The sequence below is a fragment of the Halanaerocella petrolearia genome, assembly GCF_054657875.1.
Genome location: NZ_BAAHXW010000002.1, coordinates 134,453 through 153,088, shown reverse-complemented (window position 1 = coordinate 153,088; position 18,636 = coordinate 134,453). Strand labels below are relative to the sequence as shown.

Sequence of the window (18,636 nt, the reverse complement as noted above, 5' to 3'; positions counted from 1 at the left end):
TTATATCACCTATAATTGAATAGAGTATAACTTAGTTATAAGTGGAGGGTAGAAGAGCCTTTAAGGAGGATTGTTTATGACAATTGATGGTAAGTTAAGAAAAACTTATCAATTCAAAAGGGTTTATAACCATGGTGAATCATTAGCTGATCACTCATTAGTACTTTATCATTTAGAAAATAATGAACCCAAAAGAAGAGTAGGATATTCAGTTAGTAAGAAGATAGGTAAAGCTGTTACTCGAAATAGAGTTAAGCGTCTCTTTAGAGAAGTTTATAGACATAATAAAGATAAGTTAGCTACGGGATTAGATATTGTTTTAATTGCTCGTAAACCAATTGTAAATGCCACTTATCATCAGATTGAAACTTCTTTTAATAAATTATGTCATAAAGCTAACATAGTGGAGGAGTAATTTATGAATTTGATTGTTAATCTTATAATTAAAGTTATAAATTTTTATCAAAGGTTCATTTCTCCACTGAAAGTTAGGAGCACTTGTCGTTTTCATCCAACTTGTTCGACTTATGCTATTCAAGCTTTACAGAAATATGGTTTATTTAAAGGGATTTGGTTATCTTGTAAAAGAATTATTAAATGTCACCCTTTTCATTCAGGAGGATATGATCCAGTAGATTAAGGAGGTTTTATTTTTGTTAGAAATGTTATCACTTGGTGTATTTGGTTGGCTAGGAGATATTATGCAGAATCTACTAGCTTGGTTTTATGGTTTTACAGGTAGTTATGGTTTAGCTATTGTCTTTTTAACTTTAGCAGTTAGAATGGTGTTATTTCCTTTAGTAGCTAAACAGACTCGATCTATGAAGAAGATGCAAAAGTTACAACCTAAGATGGAAGAACTGAAGGAAAAGTATGATGATGACCAAGAAAAGTTACAACAAGAGACAATGAATTTGTATCAAAAACATAAGGTTAATCCAGCTGCTGGTTGTTTTCCTCTATTAGTACAAATGCCTATTTTGATTGGATTATTTAGAGGATTAAGGGGTTGGGAAGAGATGGTAGGACAACCATTTTGGGTAGTTCCTGATTTGAGTAAGCCTTTTTTACCTTTAGTAATTTTAACAGGTTTAGCTATGTTAGGACAAAGTCTATTGACTCAGAAATTTTCTGGGAATGGTAGTGGCAATAAAATGGCTCTATTTATGCCACTGTTTATTGTCTTTATTGGATATAGTCTACCGTCAGGAGTACTATTATACTGGTTTACTTCTAACTTAGTAATGACAGTTCAACAATATTTTTTATATAATGAACCTAGTGAGTTAGAGTTAAAGGAGGAATCTAGTTAAGATGCAAAGGGTCATTGTGACTGGTGAGACTATTGAAGAGGCCCTTAATAAAGGAGTAAAAAAGCTAGATACTGCTGAAAATAAGGTAGATTACGAGGTTTTAGAAGAACCTAAATCTGGCTTTTTAGGTATTTTTGGTAAGCAGATTGCCAAATTGGAGGTCAGTACAGAAAAGTCTAAAGTGGAAAAAGCATTGGTCTTTTTAGAAAATTTATTAGATAAGATGAATTTAGGCTTTGAAGCTGAACTAGTTGAAAATAGAGTTAGTGATAATGAAATAGTCTTTAATATATCAGGTGATGATTTAGGAATTATTATTGGTCACCGTGGGAAAACCTTAGATTCTTTGCAATATTTAGTTAATCTAGCAGTTAATAAAGGAGAAGAAGATTATTTACATGTTCTATTAGATGCTGAAGGTTATAGAGAAAGAAGAAAGCAGACTTTAGAACAATTGGCTTTAAAGTTAGCTAAGAAGGCTAAGCAAAAAAGAGGACAGGTCAGTTTAGATCCTATGCCGGCTCATGAGAGAAAGATTATTCATACTACTTTACAGAATAAATCTGGTATATCCACTTATAGTAAGGGCCAAGATCCTAATCGAAGAGTAGTTATTACAGTTGATTAATATTTCGCCCAGTATTTAAAAGTACTGGGTTTGTTTAATTTATAGATTAACTATATTCTCTTGTTTTGTTAAATTATAATTAGGAGGATAAAATGATTAATGAGTTGTAATGACACAAAAGTTAAGATAAAGAAGGTAGTTGATATATGGTGTGAAGGCTGGATAGAGGCAGACAGAGATAAACTTAAATCAGTATTAACCCCCAATATTTTCTATGATCACGAGAAATTATATAAAAATGGAGAATTAATTCACCAAGAGAATAAAGAATATACTAAAAAAGAGTATTTAGAACATGCAGTTTCGTTATGGAAGAAAAGAAACTACTTTAAAATGAATCCACATAGTGTTAATATTGATTTTACTCAAGGATCTGCTATTTATAAGTCAGACTTAGTAGCTGAATTGAAGTATCATGAACAGGGTTCTCTTGTTATTTATGATAATATAAATTCTACAATAGAACTGACTTTAATAGACAATCAGTGGTACATAGTTAGCTTGACCAATATTATAAAAATAGATGAGAATCAGTAAAATTAATTAAAAGTTTAGTAATAGGGTATTTTAGATATTAGGAGGTGTTTTTATTGTATCCAGCTGATACAATAGCTGCTATTTCTACTGCTATTAGTGAAGGTGGAATCGGAATTGTTAGAATCAGTGGTCCTGAAGCAATTGAAATAGCAGATGCTGTATTTAAGAGTATTAAAGGAGATAAAAGCTTAACTGAGGTAGATAGTTATACGGCTCATTATGGCCATATTATTGATCCTAAAACTGAAGGAATAGTTGATGAAGTAATATCTTTAGTTATGAAGGCACCTAAGACTTATACAACTGAGGATATAGTAGAGATAGATTGCCATGGTGGACCAGTAATTTTGAAGAAAATTTTGGATTTGGTCTTAAGACAGGGGGCTAGATTGGCTGATCCTGGTGAGTTTACTAAGCGAGCCTTTTTAAATGGACGAGTTGATTTGGCCCAGGCTGAGGCAGTAATTGATTTGATTCGTTCTAAAACAGAAGCAAATATGGAAGTAGCTTTACAACAGCTAGAAGGTGGTTTATCTGATAAAGTCAATGATATTAGACAGGATTTAGTTGCTTTGTTGGCCCATTTAGAAGCAACAATTGACTTTCCTGAAGATGAGATAGAAGATTTTGAATCAGATGAATTAGAAAGTAGGATTAATGGAGCTATAGATAAAGTTGATCAGTTATTGCAGACTAGTGAGAGGGGAAAGATACTTAAAGAAGGAATTGCTGCAACAATTGTTGGACGGCCTAATGTTGGAAAATCTAGCTTGTTAAATGCTTTAGTTAGAGAGAAGAGGGCTATAGTTACTGAAGTCCCAGGAACTACTCGTGATGTAATTGAAGAGGTAATCAATATTGATGGGATTCCTGTTAGAATTATTGATACAGCAGGGATTAGAGAGGCTGAAGATCAAGTAGAAAGAATAGGAATAGAAAAATCAGAAGAATTTTTAGAAAAGGCCGATTTAGTTCTATTGGTTTTAGATATAAGTCGTGGTATCTCCCAAGAGGATCGTAATTTAATAGCAGCAATTGAAGATAGAGATGCAGTAGTAATTGCTAATAAGCTTGATTTAGATAGTGGGTTTGATTTAGAAGAGTTAGAGGAATTAGTACCTAATAAACCGATTGTTAAAACAGCTGCTATTGATAATCAGGGAATTGATAAGTTAGAAGAGGTAATTTCTGATTTAGTTTTGGCAGGTGAAGTACAAGCTGAAGACCAGACTTTAATTACCAATATGAGACATAAGAATGCTTTAAAAAGGGCCAAGACTGGTCTGTTAGATGTAAAAGAGACCTTTGAACAAGGATTACCTAATGATTTCTTGACTATTGATCTAAGAGGAGCTTTAGAAGCTATAGGAGAGATTACTGGAGATACTATTGGAGAAGATATTATTGATCAAATATTTGCTGATTTCTGTTTAGGGAAGTAGAATATAATTTATAATTGACAATTGACAGTTAGATTCCTTAAACTCTTTATAAATAAATAAGGGGATTATGTGATTTGATTTTAAATTGTTCATTATCAATTGTCAATTAGTTTTATAAGGAGGATGAGAATGAAAGATTATGATATTATAGTGATAGGTGCTGGACATGCAGGTTGTGAGGCAGCCTTAGCTAGTGCTAGAATGGGTTGTAGTACTTTATTATTGACTTTAAATGTTGATCATGTGGCTTTAATGCCTTGTAATCCATCTATTGGTGGCCCTGCTAAAGGGAATATTGTACGGGAGATAGATGCTTTAGGTGGAGAGATGGGTAAGAACATTGATAAGTCTTATCTTAATATGCAATTATTAAATACTTCTAAAGGGCCAGCAGTTCATGCTTTAAGAGCTCAAGCTGATAAGCATTATTACCAAGTTGAAATGACCAAGACATTACAGAAACAGGATAATCTAGATTTAAAGCAGACAGTAGTAACAGATATAATTATTGAAGAAGGTAAAGCTGTAGGAATTAAGACAATTACTGGAGTTAGTTATAAGGGAGGAAAGGTAGTTTTAACTACTGGAACTTCTTTAAATGGTAAAGTGATTATTGGTGATGTAAAGTATACTGGAGGGCGACAAGGTGAGTTTGCTGCTGTTAAGTTAGCAGATAGTCTGACAGAGTCAGGTATTGAACTTGATCGATTCCAGACAGCTACTCCACCACGAGTTGATAAGGATACAGTTGATTTTTCTAAGATGAGGGTTCATGAAGGAGCAGAAGAAAAGTTACAGTTCTCCTTCTTTGCAGAACGTGAGGAGAAAGAACAGATACCTTGTTGGTTGACTCGAACTAATGATAAGACTAAAGAAGTAATTAGAGATAATATTGAAGAGTCGCCTCTATCTACTGGAATAGTAGAAGGAGAAGGGCCAAGGTATTGTCCATCTATTGACCGAAAGATAATGCGTTTTCCTGATAAAGCAAGCCATCAAGTCTTTGTTGAGCCAGAGGGTGAAGATACTAATGAATTATATTTAAATGGACTAACTACTAGTATGCCTGAAGAGTTTCAACAGGATATTATTCAGAGTGTACCTGGTTTAGAAGAGGCAGAAATTGTACGGCCAGGCTATGCTGTAGAATATGATTATATTCCACCTCATCAGCTACAGCCAACAATGGAGAATAAGGTAGTAACTGATCTATATACTGCTGGGCAGATCAATGGAACTAGTGGCTATGAAGAAGCAGGAGCTCAAGGTTTAATGGCTGGAATCAATGCTGTATTATCTTTAAAAGACGAAGATCCTTTAATTTTAAAGAGATCTGATTCCTATATTGGGGTCTTGATTGATGATTTAGTAACTAAAGGTACTAGTGAACCATATCGAATGTTGACTTCACGAGCTGAATACCGATTATTATTACGCCATGATAATGCTGACTTAAGATTAAGTAAGATAGGATATGATATTGGTTTATTAGCTGAAGATAATTATCAACAAGTTAAGAGAAAAGAAGAAGAGATTGAATCTACTTTAGAGATGCTTGATGATACTAGAGTTACACCGACTAAAGAAGTAAGAAAGGTACTTAAAGAGCTAGGTAGTGGTGGTTTGAAGAAACCAGTTAGTCTAGCTACTATTCTACAGCGTCCTGAAGTTGATTATGACGATTTAAGTAGGGTAGTTGATGATGTACCAGAAGTTGGCTCAGAGATAGAAGAGCAGGTTGAGATTAAAGTTAAATATAGAGGATATATTGAAAAACAGTTAAAACAGGTAGAGAAGTTTAAAGAGATGGAAGAGAAGAAGTTACCTCAAGATATTGACTATACTGAGTTTGATAATTTAAGAATAGAAGCTAGAGAGAAATTAAATAGAATTAAACCAGTTTCTTTAGGACAGGCATCAAGGATTTCAGGTGTTTCTCCAGCCGATATTTCAGCTTTAATGATTCATTTGGAGCAATTAGAAAGGAGCTAACTAATTGCGAGAATATGATGTTATTGTAGTTGGTACAGGACATGCAGGTTGTGAAGCAGCCTTAGCTAGTGCTAGAATGGGCTGTCAGACTTTAGCAGTTACTATTGATTTGGATAATGTTGCTTTAATGCCTTGTAATCCAGCCATCGGTGGTCCTGCTAAGACTAATATTGTACGGGAGATAGATGCTTTAGGTGGAGAGATGGCTAAGAATATTGATCGGTCCTGTATTCATATTCGTAAATTAAATACAGGTAAAGGGCCAGCTGTACAAGCATTAAGAGCTCAGGCTGATAAAATGACTTATCATTTAGAGATGAAGAAGGTATTAGAAAAGGAAGAAAATCTTGATTTGCGTCAAGGTTTAGTAGAAGAACTAATAATTGATGATAATACTATTCAAGGTGTTAAGATTAAGAGTGGTATGACTTTTAAGTCAAAGAAGGTAATTTTAACGACAGGTACTTTCTTACAGAGTGAGATAATTGTTGGTCAAACTAGTTTTAATTCTGGCCCGCATCATCAATTTCCAGCAAATGCTCTTTCAACTAATCTAGAAGAGTTAGGCTTTGAATTAAGAAGATTTAAGACAGGTACTCCACCTCGAGTTGATAAGCGAACTATTAACTTTGATCAATTGACAGTACAGTCTGGTTTAGAAGAGCCTGTAGCCTTTTCTTTTATTAATCAGAGCATTAAGAATGATCTATCACAGCAAGACTGTTGGCAGTTAAGAACTAATGAAGAGACTCATAGAGTAATTAAAGATAATTTTGATCGCTCTCCTATGTGTGCTGGTCTACTAGAAGGGGAGGAGCCAAGGTACTGTCCTTCTTTGGAGACAAAGGTGCAGAGATTTCCTGATAAAGGTGGTCATAAGCTCTATTTAGAGCCTGAAGGAGAATATATCTATGAGATGTACTTAGCTGGTTTCTCTACTAGTCTACCTGAAGACGTCCAAGTAGAGATGTTACATACTTTGCCTGGTTTTGAAGATGCCGAGATTATGAGGCCAGCATATGCTATTGAGTATGATTGTATTGATCCAACTCTATTACGTCCTACTCTAGAGACAAAGTTAGTTAGTAATTTATATACTGCTGGGCAGATCAATGGAACTAGTGGCTATGAAGAAGCAGGAGCTCAAGGAATTATGGCAGGAATTAATGTTGCTTTAGATTTACAAGGTAAAGATTCATTGATCTTACAGAGGTCTGAGGCTTATATGGGTGTCTTGATTGATGATTTAGTAACGCAAGGTACTGATGAGCCTTATCGTATGTTGACTTCACGGGCTGAATATCGTTTGATTTTACGCCAAGATAATGCTGATTTGCGATTAACTCCTCTAGGTTATGAGTTAGGTTTGATTTCTGATGATAGATATAATCAGTTTCAAGAGAAAAAAGGGGCAATTGAAAGAGAGAAGAAGAGATTAAGAAATGTTGAGGTTTATTCATCAGATGAAGCAGCTCAAGAATATCTAGCTAGTTTAGGTAGTGCAAAAGTAAAGACTAAAGATAATTTAGGCCACTTATTAAGAAGGCCTGAGTTAGATTACGATTCTTTAGCAGCTATTGATCCTGAGAGACCTGAATTACCAGCTGATATCCAAGAAGAGGTAGAGATTCAACTGAAATATGAAGGATATATTGAAAGACAGAAAAAACAGGTTAGACGTCAGCAGGAGCTTGAGGATACTAAAATCCCAGAAAATTTAAATTATGATAAAATTGAAGGCTTGAGATTAGAAGCTAAAGAGAAATTGAATAAGATTAGACCTGTTTCTCTAGGTCAGGCTTCTAGAATTTCTGGAGTTTCTCCAGCTGATATTTCTGTTTTAACAGTTTATTTAGAAAAAATAGGTGATAAAGATGAGTAAAGATAAGTTAATTATAGGGGCGAAGAAACTCGATATTGATTTAGAGGAAAAGCAGATAGATCAGTTTTTAGATTATATGGATTTATTGCGGAAGTGGAATAAAAAGATCAATCTAACGGCTTTAGATAAACCGGAAGAGATAGTTGTTAAACATTTCCTTGATTCTTTATCCTGCTTGCAGGGAATAAATTTTGTTGGAGGAGAAAAAATAATTGATGTAGGAACAGGAGCTGGATTTCCTAGTATTCCTATTAAAATTATTTATCCTGAATTGGAATTGACTCTATTAGACTCTTCTAAGAAACGAATCAGTTTCTTACGTCGACTTTGCTATAAATTAGAGTTATCTAATGTAGAGTTTATTCATGGTCGAGCTGAAGATTATGGTCAAGATAATAGTTATCGGGAAGCCTATGATTATGCCTTGGCTCGAGCAGTGGCTAGTTTAAATATTCTATCTGAATATGTAGTACCTTTTGTTAAGGTGGGAGGACAATTTATTGCTCAAAAAGGTCCTGAATCTAATGATGAAGTAGCAGGTAGTAAGAAAGTAATTAAAGAATTAGGTGGTCAAGTAGATTATGTGAAGAAACTTGATTTACCATTTAGTCAAGCTGAACGTAGATTAGTAGTAGTAGATAAAATAACTAATACCCCAGCAGATTATCCTAGGAGTGCAGGGCAACCAAAGAAAAATCCTTTATAGGATATAGGAGGGGCCTAGACTGAAAAAATTCATTCTAGTACTTCTAATTTTACTATTAAATTGTCCTCTAGTTCAAGCTCAAGTTAAAGTAGGAACTATACTAACTACTGAAGGGTTAAATCAACAAGGAAGGCCTATTACTGTTAAGCAAAGTTTTAGTTTAAGTCAAGATGACGGAGTACAGTATTATGTAACTTGGCTTGATGATGATAAAAAACATGATGTAACAGTTAAATGGTTTGATGCTCAGGATAAGCTGATTAATCTATTAGTGATAGATGATTATAAAAAAAATATAGTTAGAGATTATATCAGTTTTTCTAAGCAAAGTAAGACGCAACTATTTGTCCCTGATCAAGTAGGGAATTATCATATTTATCTCTATCTTGATCAGGAGTTAGTTGCTATAACTGAATTTGAGATTACTGATTAAGCACATTATGTGCTTTTGTTTTTTTGCAATCATAGAATAATTTTTCAATATAAAGTAAGTTATAGTTACATATGATGTAGTAGTTAAGTTGGATTATATCGATAATCTGTTAGATTCGATTTTTTCGGATCAATACCGAGATAAAATAGATAATAATATACTTAGTCAGTTAAATTAATGATTAATTCGGAATAGTTCGGAAGTTATGCCATTTGCAACTAGTTACAGAGTGGGATATAATAAAGTTGAAAGTTAAATAATTCACTTAGTATTAACTAGCCTAATAAAGAGGGAGAAATCCTACTTTAGAGGGGGAAGATACTAAGAGCATCTCTTAATGAAAGGGGGGACCTGATCATCCAGAGGTATAAGATTTAGGTGTAATAGACTATGACTTATCCTCGGGGTAAGTCTTTTTTGTTTTTTGCACAGAAGATATTTAAGGGGTTGATATCTGTTATGGTTTGAATTTGATTTAGCTCATAGCAGATAGCAGATGACAGATAGCTGTGGCACGAAAGTACCACTTTATATCAATATTATTTCATTAATTGTAAATTGTCCATTGTCAATCGTCAATTAAAAAAACGTGAGGTGATAGTATGAGTCAGAATTTTATAGAAGATGAAAAGTTGGAGCGGATTTTAGCAGAGGTAGAACCGACAGAAGAAGAGATAGATCGAATTATTAATAAGTCATTGGATAAGAAACGATTGAATTTAGAAGAGACTGCTATTTTGCTTCAGACTGAGAAACCTGAGTTAGTTGAAAAGGTCTTTGCCGGGGCTAAAAAATTGAAAGATAAAGTGTATGGAGATCGGATTGTACTTTTTGCCCCTTTATATGTAGGTAATAAGTGTATTAATAACTGTAAGTATTGTGGATTCAAATCCTCTAATGATGAAGTTGATCGTTGTACTTTGTCTATGAATGATTTGAGAAATCAAATTAAGGCATTAGAATCTAGAGGCCAAAAGCGATCTATTTTAGTTTATGGAGAGCATCCTGATTATGATGCAGACTTTATTGCTGATACTGTTGAGACAGTATATGATACTAAGAAGGATAAAGGTGAAATTAGACGAGTTAATATTAATGCTGCTCCACTTGATGTTGAAGGATATAAAAAGTTAAAGGAAGTAGGAATTGGTACTTATCAGATTTTCCAAGAGACATATCACCATGATACTTATCAGCAAGTCCACCCTTCTGGGCCAAAGTCTGATTTTGAATGGCGTCTGACAGGTTTAGATAGAGCTATGGAGGCTGGAATTGATGATGTAGGTATTGGTGCCCTGTTTGGGTTATATGACTGGAAATACGAAGTACTAGGCCTATTAGAGCATACAATTCATCTAGAAAAGAGATATGGAGTTGGCCCGCATACTATTTCTTTCCCTCGATTAAAGGAAGCTACTAATATGAATGTAAATGAGGATTATTTAGTTGATGATGATGAGTTTAAGAAATTGGTAGCTATCTTACGTTTAGCAGTGCCTTATACTGGATTAATTTTAACAGCTAGAGAAGAAGCTGAAATTAGACGGGAGGTAATTGAACTAGGTGTTTCTCAGATTGATGCAGGAACTAGAATTGAGATGAATGGTTATACTGAAAAGGATGAAGAACAGGATTTAAATCGAGAACAGTTTAAAATTGGTGATACACGTTCTTTAGAAGAAGTAATTCATGAGCAGGTTGGTAATGGTAAATTACCATCATTTTGTACTGCTTGTTATCGGCTAGGTCGAACTGGAGAACACTTCATGGAATTTGCTATTCCAGGATTTATTAAGCGCTATTGTACTCCTAATGCTATATTAACTTTTAAAGAATATTTAGAGGACTATGCAACTGAAGAGACTAAAAAAGATGGTGAAGATCTGATAGCTAATAAGATGACTGAAGTAGATAATCAGGATATTAAAGAGGAATTAGAGACTAAATTAAGGCGGGTTGAAGATGGAGAACGAGATTTATACTTTTAAAACAGATATAAGTAATATAATAAATAAAGCTGAGATGAAGGTCTGGTTAGCTAAGAAGTATGGTAAACGAGTAGACCATATTTTTAAGATAGGAGAAGAACAGTTTACTACTCCGCAGACAATAGCAGAGAGTTCAGATTATGTATTATTAGGACAGAATATTGAAGAGATTAATGAACAGTTAACAGATTTATTTGAGCAGTATTTAGATTGAGTTTAAGCTATGAGTTATTAGCTGTTAGCTATTTCAAAACCTCTACAATCAAACTCTAATTCTGGGGTTTTGATTTTAAATTGGCTCATAACTCATAGCTCACGACTATTTCGAAAGCAGGTGGCAAAATGGCTTTACGTGATAAGTTTTTAGATGAAGAAAGTAATAAGCAGTCAGTTCTAGTATGTACGTCTACGCATCATATGTTAGAAGCTAATCAGCAATTAAAAGAAGGTGGCATTGAAACTGAATTAGTTCCTACGCCACAGGGGATTGGTTCAGCTTGTACCACAGCTATTCGTTTCAGTAGAAGTCAGGAACATAAAGTAGAACAGATACTCAATCAAGTTACTGAAATTGAATGGGAAGATATTTATCCAATTGAGAAGAGAGATAGAAGAGAAGAATGGCAAGATTTATTAGAGCTTGATTTAAGAGATGAATTCAAAGATGTTTTAAGTAAGGTAGCCCAAGATGAAGTATTATCTAAATCAGAGGTAATAACTCTTTTAGAAGCCGAAAGTGATGGTGAGCTAAAAGCTTTATTTGAGTCTGCTAATAGAATGAGACGAGAAATGGTAAGTGATATGGTTGATATTCGAGCGGCAATTGAGTTTTCTAACTATTGTACTAAAAACTGCAACTATTGTGGTCTACGCCGTGATAATGAGGTAGAACGTTATCGGATGACTGAAGATGAAATTTTAGAGGGAGTAGCTGAAATAAATGAATTGGGAATTCAGACGGTTATTCTCCAGTCTGGTGAAGACCCTTGGTATACTACTGATAAGATTGTGAGTATAGTTCGGCGCATTAAAGATGAGTTTGGAATGAATATTACTCTTAGTTTAGGTGAGCGATCTTTCGAAGAGTATAAAACCTTTAGAGAGGCTGGGGCCAACAACTACTTACTAAAGATAGAATCTGCTAACCGTTGTCTATTTGATCAGATTAATCCTGATGATGATTATAAGATAAGAAGACAACATACCAAATGGCTGAAGGAGCTAGGTTACATTACTGGTTCAGGTGGAATGATTGGTCTTCCTAATCAGACTATAGTTAACTTGGCTGAAGATATTCTATTCCAGAAGAAGTATGGGATTCATATGATTGGAGTTGGCCCTTTCTTACCAGCTGATGGAACACCATATCAAGATCATTCTCCAGGAGATTTTTTACTATCACTGAAAGTAGTAGCAGTTATGCGCCTGGTATGTCAGAATGTATTTATTCCTTCTACTACTGCTTTAGCCTCTTTGACTGAAGATGGACAGACAGAAGGATTGAAAGCTGGGGCCAATGTAATCATGTTGATTATGACTCCCCCAGCATTACAGGAGAACTATCAGATTTATAGTAACAAGAATATGGTGGATTTAGACTTTGCTGTTCAGTCAATCTTAGAGGCTGATCGGAAGATACCACCATATATTAATTTAGATCAACTTAATCGAATAGATAGGAGTGAGATAGATGCAGAAAACACCACAGGCTAATAGAGTTCATATTGCTATTTTAGGTCGGAGAAATGCTGGGAAATCAAGTCTGGTTAATGCCTTGACTAATCAAGAATTAGCTGTTGTTTCTGATGTAGCAGGAACTACTACTGATCCTGTTTATAAGTCGATGGAATTGCATCCTTTAGGGCCAGTAACAATGATCGATACAGCTGGAATTGATGATACTGGAGAATTAGGTGAATTACGGGTTAAGAAGACTAAAGAAGTCTTAAGTCGGACTGATTTGGCAGTTTTAGTAGTTGACCCTGAACAAGGAGTTGCTGACTATGAAAAGGATCTATTAGAAGAAGTAGAAGATAGAGAGATTCCTGTAGTAGGAGTCATCAATAAAGCAGATCAGGTAGATAATCTAGATGAGCAAGGATTAATGAAAGAGTTAGGTCTTAAGTTATTAACTGTTAGTGCTACCCAAGAGACTGGAATTGAAGAATTAAAGAAAGAGATTGTCTTTAATGCTCCAACAGAGTTTGAAGAACCTCATATTATTGGGGACTTAATTAACCCGCAAGATACAGTTGTCTTAGTGGTACCAATTGATAGTGCGGCACCTAAGGGGCGTTTGATTTTGCCACAGATGCAGACTTTACGTGATGCTTTAGATAATGATGCTCAAGCAATGGTTGTTAAGGATACTGAACTGAAGGGAGCATTAGCTGAGCTTAAGTCTAATCCAGAGCTTGTTGTAACTGATTCGCAAGCTTTTAAGGAGGTATCTGCTGATGTACCAGAAGAAATTGAGTTGACTGGTTTCTCTATTCTTTTTGCTCGGTATAAAGGTGACTTAGAGATTTATACTAAAGGTGTTAAAGGGATTGAAAGGTTGAGTTCTGGTGATAAAGTTTTAGTAGCTGAGTCTTGTACTCACCATCGCACTGCTGAGGATATAGGAACAGTTAAGATACCTAACTGGATAGAAGACTTTGTAGGTGATGAATTAGAATTTGATCATGTAGCTGGGAGAGAATTTCCTGATAAGATTGAAGAATATGATTTGATTGTCCAGTGTGGTGGTTGTATGACTAATAGAAAAGAGATTTTATATCGCTTAAAGAAGGCTGACAGTTTAGATATTCCAGTTGTTAATTATGGGATGTTGATTGCTCATGTCCATGGTATTTTAGACAGGGCGTTAGAGCCTTTTCCAACTGCTAAGGAGATCTGGGAACAAGAATAAGTAAGAAAAGGGATGATATAAGTGATTTATCTCGATAATGCAGCTACAAGTTGGCCTAAACCAGAAGAAGTCTATCAAGCAATGGATCAGTTTATGCGCCATAAAGCAGCAAACCCAGGTCGGGCTGGACATAAGATGGCAGCTCAAGCTGGTGAATTAGTCTGGCAGACAAGAAGGCTATTGGCTGAATTTTTAAATGCAGCTAGTAGTCAAGAGATTATTCTGACTAAGAATGCTACTGAGGCTTTGAATTTAGCTTTACAAGGCTACTTAGAAGAGGGAGATCATGTAGTAACGACTAGTTTGGCCCATAACTCTATCTTACGGCCATTGAAAGAATTAGAACCAAAGGTAGAAGTAACAATTATTGAAGCAGATAATTCAGGTCAGGTTGAGATAGAGCAGATTGAAGATAATTTACGGCAGAACACTAAGTTAGTAGCTGTAACTCATGCTTCTAATGTAACAGGTTTTTTATTACCTATAGCAGAAATAGGAGAGTTGTTGGAAGAAAAAAATATTAAACTATTAGTCGATGCAGCTCAGACAGCTGGTGTCTATCCTCTAGATGTGCAACAGATGAAGATTGATCTGCTAGCTTTTACTGGTCACAAGTCTTTATTTGGCCCGCCAGGTACAGGAGGATTATATTTAAATAATGGTATAGAACTCAATTCTTTATTATTTGGAGGTACTGGTAGTAACTCAGAGGATATTTATCAACCACGGATTAGACCAGATAGATATGAGAGTGGAACACCTAATACAGTTGGCTTAGCTGGTTTAAAGGCCGGAGTAGAGTTCATTCTAGAGGAAGGTTTAGATAATATTAGACAGCATGAGCAAGAACTATTAGATTATTTAGTTACTGAATTAGAAAAGATACCAGAAGTTACTTTATACCGACCAACTGATATAGATAAACAAGCTCCACTTCTGTCAGTCAACTTTGGTACTGAAGATTCAGGAGAAGTAGGATATATCTTAGATAAGGCTTTTGATATAGCAGTCAGAACTGGTCTACATTGTGCTCCCTTAGCTCATAGAAGTTTGGGTACTTTTGAACGTGGTACAGTTAGATTTAGTTTAGGTTATTTTAATACACTAGATGAGATAAAGGAAGTAATAGAAATTAGTAAAGAAATAGCTGCTGAAGTTTAGGAAGGGCCTTGGCCCTTCTTTTTTTAGAAATTAAGTAAAAAATAATATTTGGTTTAGGAAGGAAATTTCGATATTATATAGTATTATTGTAATGAGTAATGAAAGTTTAAATATTATGGTAATATTTTGAATGATTATAAAATTAGTAATTAAAAATAATCCTCGAGAGTGGCACACTTATTTAAAGATAAGGTCGCAAAGCTATGAGTCTACGGCATAATAATCATTATGCTAAGGCTGTCAGGCTATCGAAAGGAATATTGGTCTATATACCCTATTCCTTAATTTTAGCTTGAGAGGAATAGGTTTTTTTGATAGATAAACTATTTTTATTAAAATTTAATCCAAGGAATGATGTTAATTATGATAGGAACTGTAGTAAATACTATATCGATTATAATTGGTGGTGTCTTAGGTAGATCATTAGGAGATAAACTAAATGATTCTTTAAAGGATATTGTAATGCAAGGTTTAAGTTTAGCAGTTTTATTAATTGGATTACAGATGGCTTTAAAGGGGCAAGAAGTAATCTTAATTATTTTTAGTTTAGTAATTGGAGGATTAATTGGAGAATGGATAAAGATTGAAAAACGTTTAGAAGAGTTAGGTATCTGGCTAGAGAAGATATTTAATAATCAAGATGGAATTGTAGCTGGATTTGTTCAGTGTAGTTTAATCTATTGTATAGGTGCTATGTCAATTATGGGAGCAATTCAAGATGGTTTACAGAATGATCCATCTACTTTATATGCCAAATCATTGTTGGATGGTTTTTCGGCTATAGCCTTTTCTTCTACTTTGGGAGTAGGGGTTATATTATCAGCTGGATCTGTTTTCATCTACCAAGGTACAATTACTCTGTTAGCTAGTTGGTTAAAAGTTATTTTAACTCAGGCTGTGATAAACGAAATGACTGCTACTGGAGGCTTATTGATAGTTGCTATTGCTTTTAATATGTTAGGGATAACTGAAATAAAAGTAGGTAATTTATTACCAGCTATTTTAGTAAGTATTATATTAGGAACATTTATTATTTAGTTATGAGCTGTGAGCCATGAGTTAAGCCAAAACCAAAAAATAAATTTATTTCAAATTTCTTAAGATTTGTACATTGTCAATTGTAAACTATCAACTATATAGGAAAGGAGGAAGAAAATGAATACTGATAATCAGAAAGAAGAAATTACTTTTAAGTTTATACCTCATACTTCACAAGGGATATTTACTCTTCGTCTTTCTAAAAAGTTTATTAAAGTTACTCTTACATTCATGTTAATAGGATTATTGACTTTAGTAGGGGGATTATATTATTATCATAAACAATATAATCTTTCTCTAAAGAGAATAAAGCAGTATATACCTTTGAAAGAAAAAAACAAAGAATTAAGAAAGAGTAATAATCATCTACATCAAAAACTAGCAAAATTATCGAAACAAACTGAAAAGATCAAACAAGAGTTTAATAGGCTAAAAAAGGAAAATCAGAAGATTAGACAGTTAGTTGATTTTAAAGACCAGCTTAATAGCCAAGCTAAAGCTGAAACTGTTTCAGTTAGGACAGTAAGTTATAATTCAAATCAGAATTCAATTAAAAGAGCTGAAGATAACTTGCAATTATTAAAAGAGGCCTTACCACAAGGGGAGAAGAATGTATCTCAGCTTAAAGAAGAAGTAGTAGAGTATAAAGATTATCTAGTTTCTAAACCACATGGATGGCCAATAAAAGGTGATAAAGGAAGAATTACTTCTGCTTTTGGTTATCGTCATCATCCAGTTCTTAATAAACGTGTTTTTCATGATGGATTGGATATTGGAATCTGGTATAACCATAAAGTAGTTGCTACAGGAAAGGGAAAAGTTATATTTGCTGGGAAGAAATCTGGATATGGAAATGCAGTAGTAATTGCTCATGGATACAACTATCGTACTCTATATGGACATAATAAAAGATTATTGGTCAAGGCTGGAGATAGAGTTGAGCGAGGAGATGTAATTGCTCTATCAGGTAATTCAGGTCGTAGTACAGGGCCACATCTTCATTATGAAATTTTACTTAATCGTCGACCAGTTGATCCAATGGATTATATTAAATAGGAGGGACTAATAATGTTTAATAAGAAACAATCAGATGAAAAAAAGATAGGAACAGTAATTAGCCAAGGAACAGTAATGGAGGGAGAAATTAGAGTAGCAGAATCAATTAGAATCGATGGACGATTAAATGGTAAACTAATTGTAGAAGGAGATGTTTTTGTAGGTCAGGAAGGAAAGTTAACAGCTGATATTAAAGCTCAAAATGTAATGATTGCTGGTTTTGTAGAAGGAAATGTGAAAGTTAAAGATAAATTAGAGATTGTAAGTACAGGAAAATTAGCTGGAGATATAAGTATGTCTAATTTAGTTATTCATGATGGAGGTGTTTTTGAAGGAAGTAGTACCGCTAATTTAGATCATTCAGAATCCGAAATAGTTGATGATTACCAAGAAGATAGTGTTGATGTAACTGAGGAGGAAGATGATGAAGTGTAAGATTGTTGAATCAACAGAAGAATTAAATCAAGCCTTAAACTTAAGAAAAGAAGTATTTGTTCAGGAGCAAGGAGTATCTCTAGAATTAGAGATTGATGGTAAAGATAATGAAGCTGAACACTTTATAGTAAAAGAAGGCGAAGAAGTAATTGGTACTTGTAGACTAAGAAACCAAGCCGAAATAGGTAAAGTAGAACGTATGGCAGTTAGGTCTAAGTTTCGAAAACAAGGTATAGGTACAGAATTAATAACTAAAGTTATAAGCTTTGCTACTAGAAATAATCTTTCTGCTTTGACATTACATGCCCAATTATCTGCTCGAGATTTTTATAATAAAAATGGTTTTCAAGTTGTTTCTGAAGAAATAATTATAGAAGCTGGAATTGAACATTTAAAGATGAAATTAGAATTATAATTATTTTAAACTTTTTGCTAACGCATAAGAGATTATTTTAGACATTTTAAGTACTATATTTAATCTAGTACTCTGTAGTACAAAGTATTCCATATAACCAGCTACATTGACTAAACCAGTAATATGCAAATCCCCTATTTCTGGTAACTCCTTATCGACTCCTGAACCAGGCTGTAAAGGGCCATCTTTAACACTAATTGCACCTACACTACTACTCTTTCCTAATCCAGCGTCAATTGCAATAATAAAGGGATTGTTATAAGTCTGTTGAATTAAATTTAATTTTTCTTTTAAATTTGTAGCGTGGACTGGAGACTCTAAAGTTCCTAAGACATCAATCTTATTAAGGCGAAAGTTATTTAGTTTAGAACCTACTAAAGGGCCAAGTGAATCTCCAGTGGAACGATCAGTACCAATACAGACTATAATTATTTTTTGTTGTTGATTGTGATATCTTAATTGTAATTGGCGATTGATGATTTTTTTCAGATTGGATATTGCTAGTGGGTCATCAACATGAACCCTGTCATGTGTTAATAATTCTTGACGATCAAAAGTAGTAGATGATATATTCTGTAGATTAGTATAACAGGATTGACAGACTGGTTTTTGATCTTTAATAAATTTGGGGCTGGGTAATTCTTTACCACAGTACTGACAGAGTATCTGTTTTTTATTTTTCATACTATCTATTTCCTC

The 18,636-nt window shown here is 34.1% G+C and carries 20 protein-coding genes and 1 riboswitch; of the genes, 19 read left to right on the top strand and 1 reads right to left on the bottom strand.

Features of this window, described 5'->3' with window-relative positions; genetic code table 11:
* The first annotated feature begins 76 nt into the window (after positions 1-76).
* The 19 genes from rnpA (at position 77) to ACYQ39_RS07910 (ending at position 17,937) form a co-directional block, all read left to right on the top strand.
* On the top strand, positions 77-415 hold the full coding sequence (gene rnpA, locus ACYQ39_RS08000) for a ribonuclease P protein component (protein WP_459841959.1): 339 nt from the start codon (positions 77-79) through the stop codon (positions 413-415).
* A 3-nt stretch (positions 416-418) separates the two neighbouring features.
* Entirely contained in the window at positions 419-640 is a 222-nt protein-coding gene (gene yidD, locus ACYQ39_RS07995; protein WP_459841956.1) for a membrane protein insertion efficiency factor YidD, read from the top strand.
* A gap of 22 nt (positions 641-662) precedes the next feature.
* Entirely contained in the window at positions 663-1,313 is a 651-nt protein-coding gene (locus ACYQ39_RS07990) for a YidC/Oxa1 family membrane protein insertase (protein WP_459844309.1), read from the top strand.
* 1 nt (position 1,314) lies between these two features.
* Complete coding sequence (jag, locus tag ACYQ39_RS07985; protein ID WP_459841953.1) at positions 1,315-1,941, top strand: RNA-binding cell elongation regulator Jag/EloR; 627 nt, start codon at positions 1,315-1,317, stop codon at positions 1,939-1,941.
* Positions 1,942-2,040: 99 nt separating this feature from the next.
* On the top strand, positions 2,041-2,478 hold the full coding sequence (locus ACYQ39_RS07980) for a hypothetical protein (protein WP_459841951.1): 438 nt from the start codon (positions 2,041-2,043) through the stop codon (positions 2,476-2,478).
* A gap of 53 nt (positions 2,479-2,531) precedes the next feature.
* A complete protein-coding gene (gene mnmE, locus ACYQ39_RS07975; RefSeq protein WP_459841949.1) occupies positions 2,532-3,920 on the top strand; it encodes a tRNA uridine-5-carboxymethylaminomethyl(34) synthesis GTPase MnmE in 1,389 nt (462 codons plus the stop codon).
* 129 nt (positions 3,921-4,049) lie between these two features.
* Positions 4,050-5,912 (top strand): tRNA uridine-5-carboxymethylaminomethyl(34) synthesis enzyme MnmG, encoded by a 1,863-nt coding sequence (gene mnmG / locus ACYQ39_RS07970; protein ID WP_459841947.1) that lies wholly within the window; start codon positions 4,050-4,052, stop codon positions 5,910-5,912.
* A 4-nt stretch (positions 5,913-5,916) separates the two neighbouring features.
* On the top strand, positions 5,917-7,794 hold the full coding sequence (gene mnmG, locus ACYQ39_RS07965) for a tRNA uridine-5-carboxymethylaminomethyl(34) synthesis enzyme MnmG (RefSeq protein ID WP_459841945.1): 1,878 nt from the start codon (positions 5,917-5,919) through the stop codon (positions 7,792-7,794).
* Positions 7,778-8,500, top strand: coding sequence for a 16S rRNA (guanine(527)-N(7))-methyltransferase RsmG (gene rsmG / locus ACYQ39_RS07960; protein WP_459841943.1), 723 nt, complete (start codon positions 7,778-7,780; stop codon positions 8,498-8,500). Before mnmG (ACYQ39_RS07965) ends, rsmG begins: the two co-directional genes overlap by 17 nt.
* A 271-nt stretch (positions 8,501-8,771) precedes the next feature.
* The gene (locus ACYQ39_RS07955; protein ID WP_459841940.1) at positions 8,772-8,933 is read left to right on the top strand and encodes a hypothetical protein; all 162 of its coding nucleotides are present in this window, start codon (positions 8,772-8,774) and stop codon (positions 8,931-8,933) included.
* A gap of 602 nt (positions 8,934-9,535) precedes the next feature.
* Positions 9,536-10,921 carry a [FeFe] hydrogenase H-cluster radical SAM maturase HydG gene (hydG, locus tag ACYQ39_RS07950; RefSeq protein WP_459841938.1) on the top strand — a complete coding sequence of 462 codons (1,386 nt, stop codon included), beginning with the start codon at positions 9,536-9,538 and terminating at the stop codon, positions 10,919-10,921.
* Entirely contained in the window at positions 10,896-11,135 is a 240-nt protein-coding gene (locus ACYQ39_RS07945) for a hypothetical protein (protein ID WP_459841936.1), read from the top strand. The genes hydG and ACYQ39_RS07945 overlap by 26 nt, the downstream gene beginning before the upstream one ends.
* Before the next feature lie 128 nt (positions 11,136-11,263).
* Positions 11,264-12,634 carry a [FeFe] hydrogenase H-cluster radical SAM maturase HydE gene (gene hydE / locus ACYQ39_RS07940; protein ID WP_459841933.1) on the top strand — a complete coding sequence of 457 codons (1,371 nt, stop codon included), beginning with the start codon at positions 11,264-11,266 and terminating at the stop codon, positions 12,632-12,634.
* Entirely contained in the window at positions 12,612-13,832 is a 1,221-nt protein-coding gene (gene hydF / locus ACYQ39_RS07935; protein ID WP_459841931.1) for a [FeFe] hydrogenase H-cluster maturation GTPase HydF, read from the top strand. Before hydE ends, hydF begins: the two co-directional genes overlap by 23 nt.
* 21 nt (positions 13,833-13,853) lie before the next feature.
* A complete protein-coding gene (locus ACYQ39_RS07930; protein WP_459841929.1) occupies positions 13,854-14,993 on the top strand; it encodes an aminotransferase class V-fold PLP-dependent enzyme in 1,140 nt (379 codons plus the stop codon).
* Between the two features lie 160 nt (positions 14,994-15,153).
* Positions 15,154-15,246, top strand: a riboswitch (cyclic di-GMP riboswitch).
* 110 nt (positions 15,247-15,356) lie between these two features.
* Positions 15,357-16,031 carry a DUF554 domain-containing protein gene (locus ACYQ39_RS07925; protein ID WP_459841927.1) on the top strand — a complete coding sequence of 225 codons (675 nt, stop codon included), beginning with the start codon at positions 15,357-15,359 and terminating at the stop codon, positions 16,029-16,031.
* A gap of 117 nt (positions 16,032-16,148) precedes the next feature.
* Positions 16,149-17,087, top strand: coding sequence for a M23 family metallopeptidase (locus ACYQ39_RS07920; protein WP_459841925.1), 939 nt, complete (start codon positions 16,149-16,151; stop codon positions 17,085-17,087).
* A gap of 12 nt (positions 17,088-17,099) precedes the next feature.
* The gene (locus ACYQ39_RS07915) at positions 17,100-17,522 is read left to right on the top strand and encodes a bactofilin family protein (RefSeq protein WP_459841923.1); all 423 of its coding nucleotides are present in this window, start codon (positions 17,100-17,102) and stop codon (positions 17,520-17,522) included.
* Positions 17,512-17,937 carry a GNAT family N-acetyltransferase gene (locus ACYQ39_RS07910; protein WP_459841920.1) on the top strand — a complete coding sequence of 142 codons (426 nt, stop codon included), beginning with the start codon at positions 17,512-17,514 and terminating at the stop codon, positions 17,935-17,937. The genes ACYQ39_RS07915 and ACYQ39_RS07910 overlap by 11 nt, the downstream gene beginning before the upstream one ends.
* Here ACYQ39_RS07910 and yyaC read toward each other — a convergent pair whose 3' ends face one another.
* Positions 17,938-18,621: a spore protease YyaC gene (gene yyaC / locus ACYQ39_RS07905; RefSeq protein ID WP_459841918.1), complete on the bottom strand. Its 684-nt coding sequence runs from the start codon at positions 18,619-18,621 to the stop codon at positions 17,938-17,940.
* Positions 18,622-18,636: the final 15 nt, after the last annotated feature.

What these genes read in the sequence shown, in the direction of transcription:
- rnpA (WP_459841959.1), top strand. Translation starts at nt 77, where the DNA reads ATGACAATTGATGGTAAGTTAAGAAAAACTTATCAATTCAAAAGGGTT.
- yidD (WP_459841956.1), top strand. Translation starts at nt 419, where the DNA reads ATGAATTTGATTGTTAATCTTATAATTAAAGTTATAAATTTTTATCAA.
- ACYQ39_RS07990 (WP_459844309.1), top strand. Translation starts at nt 663, where the DNA reads ATGTTATCACTTGGTGTATTTGGTTGGCTAGGAGATATTATGCAGAAT.
- jag (WP_459841953.1), top strand. Translation starts at nt 1,315, where the DNA reads ATGCAAAGGGTCATTGTGACTGGTGAGACTATTGAAGAGGCCCTTAAT.
- ACYQ39_RS07980 (WP_459841951.1), top strand. Translation starts at nt 2,041, where the DNA reads ATGAGTTGTAATGACACAAAAGTTAAGATAAAGAAGGTAGTTGATATA.
- mnmG (WP_459841947.1), top strand. Translation starts at nt 4,050, where the DNA reads ATGAAAGATTATGATATTATAGTGATAGGTGCTGGACATGCAGGTTGT.
- hydG (WP_459841938.1), top strand. Translation starts at nt 9,536, where the DNA reads ATGAGTCAGAATTTTATAGAAGATGAAAAGTTGGAGCGGATTTTAGCA.
- ACYQ39_RS07945 (WP_459841936.1), top strand. Translation starts at nt 10,896, where the DNA reads ATGGAGAACGAGATTTATACTTTTAAAACAGATATAAGTAATATAATA.
- hydE (WP_459841933.1), top strand. Translation starts at nt 11,264, where the DNA reads ATGGCTTTACGTGATAAGTTTTTAGATGAAGAAAGTAATAAGCAGTCA.
- hydF (WP_459841931.1), top strand. Translation starts at nt 12,612, where the DNA reads ATGCAGAAAACACCACAGGCTAATAGAGTTCATATTGCTATTTTAGGT.
- ACYQ39_RS07925 (WP_459841927.1), top strand. Translation starts at nt 15,357, where the DNA reads ATGATAGGAACTGTAGTAAATACTATATCGATTATAATTGGTGGTGTC.
- ACYQ39_RS07920 (WP_459841925.1), top strand. Translation starts at nt 16,149, where the DNA reads ATGAATACTGATAATCAGAAAGAAGAAATTACTTTTAAGTTTATACCT.
- ACYQ39_RS07915 (WP_459841923.1), top strand. Translation starts at nt 17,100, where the DNA reads ATGTTTAATAAGAAACAATCAGATGAAAAAAAGATAGGAACAGTAATT.
- ACYQ39_RS07910 (WP_459841920.1), top strand. Translation starts at nt 17,512, where the DNA reads ATGAAGTGTAAGATTGTTGAATCAACAGAAGAATTAAATCAAGCCTTA.
- yyaC (WP_459841918.1), bottom strand. Translation starts at nt 18,621, where the DNA reads ATGAAAAATAAAAAACAGATACTCTGTCAGTACTGTGGTAAAGAATTA.